At 43.4% G+C, this 12,482-nt stretch carries 13 protein-coding genes; 8 read left to right on the forward strand and 5 right to left on the reverse strand.

The window, feature by feature from the left end:
• Positions 1-277: 277 nt before the first annotated feature.
• Positions 278-1,879 (forward strand): phosphoenolpyruvate carboxykinase (ATP), encoded by a 1,602-nt coding sequence (gene pckA / locus ABD128_RS00625; protein WP_343985184.1) that lies wholly within the window; start codon positions 278-280, stop codon positions 1,877-1,879.
• Positions 1,880-1,986: 107 nt separating this feature from the next.
• Here pckA and ABD128_RS00630 read toward each other — a convergent pair whose 3' ends face one another.
• Together ABD128_RS00630 and ABD128_RS00635 are read right to left on the reverse strand one after the other, a co-directional pair.
• Entirely contained in the window at positions 1,987-2,892 is a 906-nt protein-coding gene (locus ABD128_RS00630) for a TolB-like translocation protein (RefSeq protein ID WP_343985186.1), read from the reverse strand.
• Positions 2,893-4,623, reverse strand: a complete 1,731-nt coding sequence (locus tag ABD128_RS00635; RefSeq protein WP_343985188.1) for a pentapeptide repeat-containing protein — start codon at positions 4,621-4,623, stop codon at positions 2,893-2,895.
• Between the two features lie 140 nt (positions 4,624-4,763).
• Here ABD128_RS00635 and ABD128_RS00640 point away from each other — a divergent pair, with 140 nt between their 5' ends.
• On the forward strand, positions 4,764-5,132 hold the full coding sequence (locus tag ABD128_RS00640) for a carboxymuconolactone decarboxylase family protein (RefSeq protein ID WP_343985190.1): 369 nt from the start codon (positions 4,764-4,766) through the stop codon (positions 5,130-5,132).
• An 18-nt stretch (positions 5,133-5,150) separates the two neighbouring features.
• On the opposite strand, the gene hda is transcribed toward ABD128_RS00640, so the two are convergent.
• The 3 genes from hda to ABD128_RS00655 form a co-directional block, all read right to left on the reverse strand.
• On the reverse strand, positions 5,151-5,846 hold the full coding sequence (hda, locus tag ABD128_RS00645; RefSeq protein ID WP_343985192.1) for a DnaA regulatory inactivator Hda: 696 nt from the start codon (positions 5,844-5,846) through the stop codon (positions 5,151-5,153).
• A gap of 76 nt (positions 5,847-5,922) precedes the next feature.
• Positions 5,923-6,540, reverse strand: coding sequence for a CDP-alcohol phosphatidyltransferase family protein (locus ABD128_RS00650; RefSeq protein WP_343985194.1), 618 nt, complete (start codon positions 6,538-6,540; stop codon positions 5,923-5,925).
• A gap of 22 nt (positions 6,541-6,562) precedes the next feature.
• Positions 6,563-7,684 (reverse strand): DUF2066 domain-containing protein, encoded by a 1,122-nt coding sequence (locus tag ABD128_RS00655; RefSeq protein WP_343985196.1) that lies wholly within the window; start codon positions 7,682-7,684, stop codon positions 6,563-6,565.
• Positions 7,685-7,991: 307 nt separating this feature from the next.
• Between ABD128_RS00655 and ABD128_RS00660 the strand changes: the two genes are divergently transcribed.
• The 6 genes from ABD128_RS00660 (at position 7,992) to ABD128_RS00685 (ending at position 12,465) form a co-directional block, all read left to right on the forward strand.
• A complete protein-coding gene (locus ABD128_RS00660) occupies positions 7,992-8,558 on the forward strand; it encodes a hypoxanthine-guanine phosphoribosyltransferase (RefSeq protein ID WP_343985198.1) in 567 nt (188 codons plus the stop codon).
• Between the two features lie 171 nt (positions 8,559-8,729).
• Complete coding sequence (locus ABD128_RS00665) at positions 8,730-9,395, forward strand: YiaD family glycine zipper/OmpA-like lipoprotein (RefSeq protein ID WP_343985200.1); 666 nt, start codon at positions 8,730-8,732, stop codon at positions 9,393-9,395.
• A 187-nt stretch (positions 9,396-9,582) separates the two neighbouring features.
• Positions 9,583-10,620, forward strand: a complete 1,038-nt coding sequence (gene purM / locus ABD128_RS00670; RefSeq protein WP_343986529.1) for a phosphoribosylformylglycinamidine cyclo-ligase — start codon at positions 9,583-9,585, stop codon at positions 10,618-10,620.
• A 41-nt stretch (positions 10,621-10,661) separates the two neighbouring features.
• Entirely contained in the window at positions 10,662-11,276 is a 615-nt protein-coding gene (gene purN, locus ABD128_RS00675; RefSeq protein WP_343986532.1) for a phosphoribosylglycinamide formyltransferase, read from the forward strand.
• Complete coding sequence (locus ABD128_RS00680; RefSeq protein WP_343985203.1) at positions 11,221-12,015, forward strand: DUF3108 domain-containing protein; 795 nt, start codon at positions 11,221-11,223, stop codon at positions 12,013-12,015. The genes purN and ABD128_RS00680 overlap by 56 nt, the downstream gene beginning before the upstream one ends.
• A 42-nt stretch (positions 12,016-12,057) precedes the next feature.
• Entirely contained in the window at positions 12,058-12,465 is a 408-nt protein-coding gene (locus tag ABD128_RS00685; RefSeq protein WP_343985205.1) for a hypothetical protein, read from the forward strand.
• Positions 12,466-12,482 lie beyond the last annotated feature (17 nt).

The following is a 12,482-nucleotide window of genomic DNA, read 5'->3' on the forward strand; positions in this document are numbered from 1 at the left end:
TGATAGCAGAGGCTCGAGTATTTTCCAGCAGACCTGAACAAGCACCTATCTTTCCCTAAGACCCGACAAACTTGGATTAAATGAATTCATCAATTCACTGCAAGTTTGTCAGAAAAATCAATCCCGTAAAAATTTCTGACGAAATAATTCAAATAAGTTTCATTTAGCCTCGCCACTACCAATATTTTTTGGCATAATTACGTGCAATTTTCAAATAGCAAATTGTTATTAACTACTGCACTGCAAAGTAGAGCTTTGCGAACGAGGAGTAACTCACATGTCCCGCGATGTTGACCTGAGCCAATACGGCATTCATTCAGTCCACGAAATCGTTTATAACCCGTCCTACGATACTTTATTCGAAGAAGAAACCCGAGATGACATTAGCGGCTACGAGCGCGGCACTGTCACCAACATGGGCGCTGTTTCGGTAGACACTGGTATTTTCACTGGTCGTTCACCAAAAGATAAGTATATCGTCGAGGATGATATCACTCGTGATACTGTTTGGTGGTCAAAAAACGGCGTTAACGATAACAAACCCATCTCTCCAGCCATTTGGAGCGACTTAAAAGAAACGGTTACTGAACAATTATCAGGCAGTCGTTTATTCGTTGTCGATACGTTCTGTGGCGCAAACGAAGATACCCGCTTAAAAGTTCGCTTTATTACACAAGTTGCTTGGCAGGCTCACTTTGTTAAAAATATGTTTATCCGCCCTACTGACGAAGAGCTACAGGACTTTGAACCTGACTTCGTAGTCATGAACGGCTCTAAAGCTGTAAATGAGAAGTGGCAAGAACATGGCCTAAACTCTGAAAACTTTGTTGCTTTCAACCTTACTGAAAAAATTCAGTTGATTGGCGGTACTTGGTATGGCGGCGAGATGAAGAAAGGTATGTTCTCAATGATGAACTACTTATTGCCGCTAAAAGGCATTGCTTCAATGCACTGTTCAGCGAACGTTGGCAAAGATGGCGACGTTGCAATCTTCTTCGGTCTTTCTGGTACAGGTAAAACAACTCTTTCTACGGATCCAAAGCGTGCACTAATTGGTGACGACGAGCATGGTTGGGATGACAACGGCGTCTTTAACTTCGAAGGTGGTTGTTACGCAAAAACCATTAACCTTTCTGAAGAAAACGAGCCAGACATCTTTAGAGCTATCCGTCGTGATGCTTTGCTTGAAAATGTTGTGGTCGATAAGAAAGGCAATATCGACTTCGATGATAACAGCAAAACTGAAAACACTCGTGTTTCATACCCAATTTATCACATCGATAACATTGTTAAGCCAGTATCTAAAGCTGGTCACGCAAACAAAGTGATCTTCTTAAGTGCTGATGCTTTTGGTGTGTTACCGCCTGTTTCTAAACTAACGCCTGAGCAAACTCAATACTACTTCTTGTCGGGCTTTACCGCTAAGCTAGCCGGTACTGAGCGCGGCGTTACTGAGCCGACTCCAACTTTCTCATCGTGCTTTGGTGAAGCTTTCCTAAGCTTACACCCAACTCAATACGCAGAAGTTCTAGAGAAGCGTATTAGTGACGCTGGCGCGGAAGTTTACTTGGTGAACACGGGTTGGAACGGTACTGGTAAGCGTATTTCTATCAAAGATACTCGCGGTATCATCGATGCCATCATGGATGGCTCTATCGAAAACTGTGAATTCGCTAACTTGCCTTACTTTAACCTAGCGATCCCAACTAAGCTTAACGGTGTAGACACAGGCATCTTAAACCCTCAGGATACTTACAAAGATCCTGCTGAGTGGGAAACTAAGGCGAAAGAACTAGCAGCAATGTTTATCAAAAACTTCAATCGTTTTGCTGATAACGAAAAAGCTGAAGAGCTGATTAAAGCAGGTCCTAAAATTTAAAGGCTGTAATAATCTAAAGCTTGATATTAAAAAAGCCGCTATTTAGCGGCTTTTTTAATGCTTCGATAACAATAACAAAATGCTAACGAGTCAATTGCCCATAACCTTTAAGGGCGCTGGTAGACCAACGCTAAACGGGATTTATCAGGGCTTAGGGCGAGTCGAGTGATGCCATCAACATCGAGTGATGATAAATCTGCTAATTCTCTTGTTTCAGCAGAGCTTACCATTAACAACTTAGAGCCTTTACCAACGATAAGACGCTGGCTATCAACCCATACATAATCTTGCACGCCTTCTGGCAAACTAAGCTCTAAAGAGCTAATAGCACCCTCAGAGGTTAGGGCGTATAACTGATGGATTCCATCTTCTTCTTTTGAAAAGGTGATGACGTTATTAGCAACGGTTTCAAAACAGCGACCAATATGCTCTTCTAAAACCAGTGGTTGCTGCTCTGACTCAGTGTCCAAGATCTGCAAAGTCATAACATCACCTAAGACAAAAACTGCAGCTTTAGTCGGCTGAAGCCATGAAAAATAGCCAACAGGCTCAATATCGCTTCGTAAGACTTCGTGAACTTTTGCTTCAGTATTAAACAAACTTAAGTGCTGCTCACCTTCTGGGTTTACTCTAACGGTAGACAAAAAGTCGGCATTGTAAGGCGTTGGAGAATACTCGCTAAAATCTTCAGTCTGAGTGACGTTAATTACATCCTTACTGTCGATATCGAATTTAAAAATATCCGTCTGCTGTCCTTCGCCATCGGCCTTATCTAACTGGCGCGTAAAATAGAGACTGTTTCCATCAGGCCCAAATTTTGGCTGATTATCATAACCATCACGCTGAGTAACATGCGAAGGCTTGAGCTCGATTCGATATTTCGCATCGATGCCTTTATGTAACGGCAACATCATTATGTCTTCAGAGTAAGCATTACTGGCTCCCGCAAGAGCCAAGCTGACTGTTATTCCAAGAGACAAGCCGATTGTTTTTTTGAATTTCGTACTAAACATTTAGCTCTCCTCAAGCGCACTGCTTGAGCTATAACACACAATAGTATCGCCCGCCTGCTTGTCGCCGACTGCTTTTTGTAAAGCCAATCTATGCTCTGTAAAGTTGAATGGAGCGTCTGATTGAATGGCATAATGGCGAACATTTTCAGAGACTAAAACTTGGCCGGAGTCCGCCATCGCCTCTAAGCGCGCTGCAAAATTAATGGCATCACCTTCAATGTCCAGCTGTTCGGTAATTTCATTGTGAGTAATTTTAACTTCACCAATATCTAAACCGATACGCAGAGTAAAGCCAGCTCCAGCCAATACACGTTGCATCATAGCTGCGCAGTGTAGCGACTGCTCAACAGTCTGGAAGGTTGCTCTTAAAGAGTCGCCTTCCATGTTTGGATAACTGGCATTCCACTTTTTAAGCACTGGCTTTAGAAGCCCTCTGAACAATGATAATTTATCGGTACGTTCCTCTTCACTCCAGTTGGAGAACCCTTTTAAATCGGTGAACAATACCGCCAAACGGCGTGTTTTTGCGTCACTATCGATCTCCGAGAGCTCTAATAATTTCGGCCAGTATTTATCTTTTATCGCCTGCAAAGACTCTCGAATTTCAAATTGAAGGCGGCGCTCTGACTGCAAGCTGATTTGTATCGACTGCAGTTTATCGGCTTCTTGTTGCAGGCTGGACTCGAGCACGGATGGATTTAAGCCACCTGTATCTTCTACCACTAGTATCGCTCGAGTGTCACCGGGTTCATTGCGAATGTCACGAATACGAAGCTTACAGCCCCAGTAACTCGCTTCAAGATGTTCAATAAGGAATGGTAAAGTCGCTAAGTCTTGGTAGGACAACATTCGTTGGTATCGTAAAGTAAAGGTTATCTTGTCAGAAAATAGCTTCTCAAATTGGTGCGCCGAATAGTGAGTAAAGTCTCGGCCACGTTGATCCCAGCTAGCGTGTGAGCACTCAATATTTCGAATTGACCAGCCCTTAGTTTGGACTTGCCATAACTTACTTGAACTAAGCTTGGCACCATCTAAATTTGCTTTGCTCAAATTGGCGCCACGCAAGTCAGCACCTTGGAAGTTGACTTTCGAGAGGTTAAATCCAGTAAGATTCTGTGAGGCTAAATTCACATTACTAAGGTTTGCGCCTTTCAACGCCACCCCATCGATACTGCAACTAGAGAGATCCACATCAGAAAGGTTCGCCCCAATAAGGTTTGTATCACGCAAATTAACTCGCTCCATCTTTGAGCCAATTAGCTTTGCCCCCTGCATATCAAGACCTTCCAGATTTTGACCACGTAAATCGGCGCCACTTAGGTTTGCTTCACGCAAATCCTGACCTCTGAGGTCATGATCGCGCAAGTCCACGTTCGACAAATCGGTTCTGTAACAGATAGCTGTCAGTAAATTGGCATGCAACAAGTTAGCATGACTAAGGTTTGCTTGGTTTAAATTCGCAGCGATTAACTTTGCATTCGATAAATTACAATAACAAAGGTTTGCATCAGTTAGATTACTGGCGATAAGAACGGCGTTTTTTAGATCCGCATAGGCAAGGTTTGTTCCAACAAAACTCGCTTCCGACAAGTCACAATCAGACAAGTCTAGACCGCGCAAATCTAAACCATCAAAAACAACACTTTCTTTGGGGTTATCTTTGCGCCAGCGATTCCAAGCATCGGCGCCTTGCACCAATACATCATAGAGTTCTTCGTTTGCTTCACCCATACGAGCATTATCCTCATAGCTCTTCAGACCACTCTTCTTTATACCATAGTTAAGTCATTGAAAACAGTACACCTGAGGCTTTTGCTTGTACTTCAGAATCTTATTTGTACAATAACTTTTTTAGCACAGGATTAGGAATTATGACAGATCAAAATAAACACCCGTTTGAGCAGTTTCGGGCTGAGCGTGAAGCGGGAAATGCCAAAGCTTTAGACACCGACAGTTTGCTCATCAAGCGCTTTTTTGGCTTAGACAAAACGGCCTACGGTGAAGGCAAACTTGATAGTAAAACGAAGGAGTTACTAGGCTTAGTCGCGTCAATGGTTTTGCGTTGTAACGACTGTATCGATTACCACTTAGAGCAAGCGGTTAAACAGGGCTGGAATAAAGCAGAAATTGATGAGGCTATGGGCGTTGCCATGCTAGTTGGTGGCTCGATTGTTATTCCCCACCTGCGTCACGCTAAAACAAGCTTAGAGTTTCTGTTTAACGAACAAGCTCAACAATAAGCTCGAATTAATAGTCCATTATAATTCTAACACCTGCTTAACGAAGGGAATCGTTAGGCGACGTTTCGCTTGCAACGAAGCGTGATCCAATTGCTCAAGTAGCTCAATCAAGTGAGGCAAATCTCGCTGTTGACGTGACAACAAATAAGTCGCAACATCTTCACTAAGTTCCAAACCTCGTTCTTTGGCTTTGGTTTGTAAGAAGCGCCTCTTGTCATCGTCCGATAAAGGCTGAATCGCATGAATCAACATAGCACTAAGGCGAGACTTCAAATCAGCCAAAGTAAACTCAAGATTTTGTGGAGATTGATTGGCAGCAATGAGAAACGTCTTTCCTTGTTCTTTCAATTGGTTGTAGAGATTAAAAAAAGCGGTTTCCCACTCCTTATCACCTAAACAGTGCTCAATACCATCAAGACACACAGCGTCAAAGCCCGCAAGACCATCTACCATTGTTGGCACAAGCTGTTGGTTATCTAATGGTAAGTAGGCAACCAGTTTTTGCGGGAAAGCTTCAGAAAAGTTGTGGGTAAAGGCTTGTAGCAAGTGTGTACGACCGGTACCCGGCTCACCATACACATAGATAAAATCGCTCTGCCCCTGCGCAGTTTGCTGTAATATTGATACTAATTGCGAGTTGGCCTCACCACCAGCAACAAAATTACCAAACGTTGATTCAGCTTTAATTTCGATATCGAGAGGTAATTGCTGCATTTAATCGTTATTATTCCGTTGTCAAATTAAAATCTAGACGTTTAATGGTTAAGAAAGCTTGTTGTTAGCTACATAATTAACTTTTTTCAGCGGCGCCTTTATCCGTCACTTTGCCCGATTTAGTGCCATGCGACTCCGAGCCCACCGCTTTATTTCGAGCTCTGTAATGACAAACGCCCAACCAAGAATAGTGAAGGCCACTGATAATACAGGTCAGTATTACAGAAATCTCAAGCGTATCAATCAAAGCGAGGGGTAATTTAAACCAAGCCAAGTGAACCAGCACTAAAAGTACTAGCAAAATCATTAATGCTGTGTTCCATTTAGAAATAATGCTTGGGCGCATTTCATAAGGCCCTACGAGATAATGATAACTCGTGGCACCGCCCACAATGAACAAGTCACGAGCAGTAGATACCCAGAACAAGGTCCAAGAAAGCTGCCCTTTCATTACCAGTAGCAATAACGCCACGAATAATAATATTTTATCAGCTAACGGATCGGTTATAGAGCCAAAACGACTCTGCCAGTCAAAACGCTTCGCTAACAAGCCATCCAACCCATCAGAAATACCCGCAATCAAAAAAATCACGAGTGCCGCAACATAGTCTTGGTGCCATGCAAAGTATGCGAATGGGATGATTAACACCACCCGCATCACAGTAATAATGTTCGGAATCGTACTTAAGCTCATGTTTTATTAACTTATTGTTATATTACGGCGTGCCCCACACAAAGTGGAAATCACCCCTTAATTGTCGGGCATTATTCTCATTATAACCGTCACCGTATCCCTCGTCATAACCAAAGCTAGACTCAGACCGCTGCAGATTATTCCCTATTTTTATTGCTTCGATCAAGTTTTGCGGCGAAGTTAATGACTCAACCTTAAATAACACCGTATCTCTAGAAACCTCAACCGCACTAGCAGACTTCACCATGCTCAATGAATTAAGGTGTTTTTGGATTCGTGCAAAAGTCGCAAAATCCGTAATATTTTCAACAGAAACAAAGACTTCCTGAGCCTCTTCGGAAAGCACAACGGCCAGCTTAGAGGATAAAGAGTCTGCCACACGGTTTACCGCGGCTTGAATAGCCTCGAAAGACGTAAGACCACTGGTCGAAAAGCTCTCAGTACGACCATTCATACTCAACAACCACCGACCTTGCCACTTATTGCTCGTTTCCTGTAACTGACCAGCAACCCAGTAATCTCTTGCATAACGTTTGCTTGCTTCGGTAATAGGTGTTTCAAACCTCCCCCAGACGTCAGAGATTTCTATGGCCATCTGATCATCGATGTCCATCATCGGCAAAGTCACCGGCAAGCCTCGACTTTCAGCAGCGATCATTAAGCCTGCTTTAATAAATTGACTTTCTTCGTTAGCAATTTGGCGGTTAGACTCGTCACCAAATGCAATCCAAAATAAACCCGACGGCCTTTCCTCTCCCCAAATAGGCAGTGACGCTGACTTTAAAAGACTTAATATCGACTGACGGTCAAAAGTGGCCTTCAATAATAGCGGCTTCTCATAAATCATCTGCTCAGCGGCTGACAGTCTTTGGTACGAGTAACGACGCAGATAATCCTCGGCATTGGCTAAAGCCGACTGAATGACGGGCGAGCGAGAAACATCACGACTGCCACTGGCTCTAACCAGGGCTTGCAAAAGGCTTTCAGCGATCGCCTGATGTCGAGCGGCGCTAGATTGATCTTGCACAGGCCATGAGCCTGTATATAAATTTTGTACTCTCTCAGCCTTGGCTGGAACAATAAGCCCCATCACGGCGACAGCCAAAAGCACAGCAATTATCGCTTTAATGCGCGAATTCAACATGTTCGTTTCCTACTGATGATTATTGAATTATTATCTATTGTGTAGAAATTGGGTTGGCCCAATTTTCTCGATGCTTTGTTAGACTATTCCTAGGAGCACTAACACCTAGAAGCTCTAATCACTTGAAAATCCTATAAAACTTACTTACGACATTCTTAAATCTGGCTATTTTATCAGCTTTTGAGCCAGAGGCTACATGTTGCTACTCAATCTTTAACTTTATTACGCTTATCTAACAAATTGCACTCGAAGCCATCACCATGATTAATTATACTTTCAGTACATTAACCAGCGACGAATAATAACAATGTCACTTATGACTCTTGATGATATTAAGCAACAAACTGACTTATTGATTGGTGAATCTCACATCGATCAAGCAATCCAGGCTCTTGCACAACGACTGAATCAATTCTATTCAAATGAAAAATTCGCCGGAAAATCCATAACCGCCTACTGTGTGATGAATGGTGGCTTGTATTTTACAGGGCAATTAATGCGCAACCTCACCTTTCCGCTCTCTCTTAAGTACTTACACGCTAGTCGCTATGGTGATGAAACACAGGGAGCAGAGCTTAACTGGCGAGTTCGCCCATCTCCAGCCGAACTTCAAGGAAAAGACATCCTTTTAATCGATGATATATTCGATGAAGGCTTAACTCTAGAAGCCATCTACCAAGAATGTACGGAACACAAACCCAATAGTATTAATTCTGTAGTCCTCGTAGACAAGCAGCACCTGCGCAAACCGAAAAGTGGCTTTACCCCCAACTTTATCGGCTTAGAAGTAGAGGATAGATACATTTTTGGTTGTGGCATGGACTACAAAGGATTATGGCGAAACCTCCCTGCTATCTACGCTTTCAAACGATAACTTATTGAAATTCTGTAAATTATGCCGATCTAAGTGTGACATAAATCACATAAAGTCAGCTACCTGCCAGAAATCATATAATATATTGTTATGATGTTTTCAATTCAGTTTGTATTCAAGTTCAGTACTTATAATACAAAAACACTTTGGGGAAATTTGAGGATTTTAAACATGAAATCATTAACATCAATTAAGAAAACGTTTACTGTCGCAGCGTTAGCGGCATTAGTTGCATCAGGTTGTACCGTACTAGACCCTTATACTGGCGAAGAAAAAACCAGTAAAGCTGTTAAATATGGTGCCGTAGGCGCTGTGGTGTGTGGTCTTATTGGCGCAACAGAAAACAGTAAGCACGCTCGTAACGCCGCCTTAGGTTGTGGTGCTATCGGTGCTGGTGTTGGTGCCTATATGGACCACCAAGAAGCAGAACTACGTGAAGAACTGGCAGGAACTGGTGTTGGCGTTCAACGTGATGGCGACAAGATTCAATTAATCATGCCTGGCGATATTACTTTTGATACCGACCGACACGATGTAAGCGCGAGCTTCTATCCTGTGTTAGATTCGGTTGCGAAGGTTTTGTATAAATACGTCGACACAGATTTGGAAGTTGCAGGCTTTACTGACTCAGTTGGTGCAGAAGCATACAACCAGGGTCTATCAGAGAAGCGTGCTGCAAGCGTAGCGAGCTACTTACGTCAACGCGATATCCAAGCCAGCAGATTACACGTTAAAGGTTTTGGTGAGCGTTACCCAATCGCATCCAACGAATCCGCTAGTGGTCGCGCAAAAAACCGTCGTGTTGAGCTAACCATTATTCCACAAGAGCCTCGTTAATCGAGCTTGAGCGTCGATATTCCATAAGAAAGTCTCTCCTACCCCTGACTTTCACCCCTAAAAGCGGCTTCGGCCGCTTTTTTCTTGTATCTTTCTTCTTATCTGGCTTTCTATAGTTGCCTGCATCTAGTAAAATTCGGCTTTAACTATTAAGCCATCAGTTTTAGGAAATTCCATGAGTGACAACATGAGCGATAAAAAGTCCCTTAGTTACAAAGATGCCGGTGTTGATATCGACGCGGGTAACGCCCTTGTTGACCGCATCAAAGATGTTTGTAAGAAAACACACCGCCCAGAAGTATTAGGAAACATTGGCGGCTTTGGCGCTCTATTTGATCTACCACAAGGCTACGAAGAGCCTGCGTTAGTTGCCGGAACTGATGGTGTCGGTACAAAACTGCGTTTAGCACTAGATTTGCAAAAACACGATACAGTCGGTATTGACCTGGTTGCCATGTGTGTCAACGACTTGATTGTACAAGGTGCTGAGCCACTATTTTTCCTAGACTATTATGCTACAGGTAAGCTTGACGTGGATGTTGCAAGCGATGTGGTGACAGGTATTGCGGAAGGCTGCCTACAGTCGGGTTGCTCATTGATTGGCGGTGAAACTGCTGAAATGCCGGGTATGTACGAAGGCGATGATTACGACTTAGCAGGCTTCTGTGTCGGTATCGTCGATAAAAAGAAAATTATTGATGGTAGTAGAGTAAAAGCAGGAGACGTATTACTTGGCTTAGCCTCAAGCGGCCCGCACTCTAACGGCTACTCCCTAATTCGCAAAATCCTTGAAGTGAGTGGTGCAGATGTCAATCAAGAGTTTGAAAACGGTAAAACTCTTGGCGAAACCTTGTTAGAGCCTACCAAAATTTACGTTAAACCGTTACTCCGCCTATTTAAAGAGGTCGAGATTAAAGCGCTGTCACACATTACTGGCGGTGGTTTACAGGAAAATCTACCGCGCGTATTACCAAAGAGCGCTAAAGCAGTGGTCAACACTAACGCTTGGAGCATGCCAAAAGTATTCCAATGGTTACAGCAAGAAGGCAATGTCGACCGTTTAGAAATGTATCGCACTTTTAACTGCGGTATAGGCATGATCCTTGTGGTCAGTGAAGATAATGCTGAAAAAGCTAAAGACATGCTCGAGATGATGGGTGAAACGGTTTACACCGTCGGTCACATTGAATCTCGAGTCGATAACGAAGATCAAGTCATTCTATAACGGACAAGCTCTTGTCAGAAAACACTACTCAAGCACCAGAAATGAAGCGCATCGTCGTTCTCATTTCTGGTAGCGGATCAAACCTTCAAGCCTTGATTGATGCTGCCGAAATGGGCGGCATCAACGGTCATATAGTCGCAGTCATCAGCAATAAACCCGATGTATATGGACTGACTCGCGCACAAAATGCCAAGATTCCAACTGAGGTTGTGGATCATACCGCCTTCGACGGTCGCCAAGCCTTTGAAGTAGAGTTAAGCAATGTTATTAACCGTTACTCCCCAGATCTCATCGTCCTCGCCGGGTTCATGAGAATCTTGAATTCAGAGTTTGTTCAGCCTTACGAAGGTAAGATGCTCAATATCCACCCTTCTCTACTTCCTAAATATAAAGGCTTGCATACCCATAGGCGTGCGTTAGAGAATGGTGACACAGAACATGGAGTTAGCGTACATTTTGTCACCTCTGAACTAGACGGTGGCCCAGTGATCGCACAACGAACGGTAAAGGTGGAAAAAAGTGATACTGAGCAAAGCTTACAAGCAAAAGTCCAACAACAAGAGCACCAACTCTACCCAGAAGTGGTCGCTCGATTCTGTAATGATCGTCTCGAATACAAAGACGGCAAAGCCTATATGGACAAGAAACCTCTATAAAGCCTTCTTGTTACCCTTTGTAGCCCTTGTCTTATTATTAACTAACTCCGCTCAAGCCGCTGAAAGCTCGTTCTCTGAAGCAAAGACTGCTGAGCAAAGCTTGGCCGCTTTACAACCCTACTCTATTCAATACGAAGTTATTCATGATGGCGATAATGTCGGCACAGCCTCACGCAACCTGATTCAACTCAGTAATGGTCAGTGGCAACTGGCAATGGAATCTGATATTAGTTATTACTTCTTATCTGACAAGCGACAAGAAACCAGTCGTTTTACGGTTGAAGATAAGCAAATTTTACCTTTAGTTTACCAGCGTTATTCACAAACCAGCATGCGCTCGGACTCTACCTTAATGCAGAACTTTGACTGGATTAACAAGGTTGAACACGGTTCATACAAGAAAAAAGAGTGGAGTCAGCCTCTTAAGCCAGGCTATCTCGATCAACTGACTCAATTAACCCTAGTCAGGGAGAACCTGCTGACGCAAAAGCCAATACCAGCTATCGACATTAGCTATCGCGGTAGTGTGCGCCATCATGAGTTTAAAGTCCTTGGGCAAGAAACCCTTAACACCAAAAAAGGGCCAATAAAAACGGCTAAAGTTCAGCTAAAAGAAACACAACGTGAGCGCCAGACAAACTTCTGGTTTGCCCTAGAACACAATATGATTCCGATACAGATCCAACGTATAAAGGAAGGCGAAGAACAAGCGAAACTTGTCGCCACCGACTGGAAATAGCATTACAAATAACACCAAGTTGAAATACAAGGAGATAAGGAAATGAAAAAATTGCTACTGCTAACCACTTTATTATTGGCTAGCCAAGCCAGTCAACTTAGCGCTAACGACCGCAATGCGCTCAGCATTGACCGAGCGATCAGCAGTGATATCGAGTTTAACTTTCCCAATGACGATAATATTTACCCGGACAAAAGTGACTTTAAAGTGGTCAACTATGTGACCATGAGCAACGAATACGGACAGCGCAAAGTCACGGTTACGCTTCAAAACACTTCATCTGGGGATCGCATATTCGTCAGTGAGCAAATCATGGCGCTTTACGCAAACGGCCACCGAAGCTCTCCTTTGGAAAAGAAGATTAGATTTAAAGGCAGAGAAGTTCAAACCTTAACTTTGAGCTTTAGTACTAGCGAGTTTCCCATCCTACAGGTCTACACCCGCCAATAATTAGTTAGGGCTGATTC

Origin of the sequence: Kangiella japonica, assembly GCF_039523535.1 — a bacterium.
Taxonomy (GTDB): Bacteria; Pseudomonadota; Gammaproteobacteria; order Enterobacterales; family Kangiellaceae; genus Kangiella; species Kangiella japonica.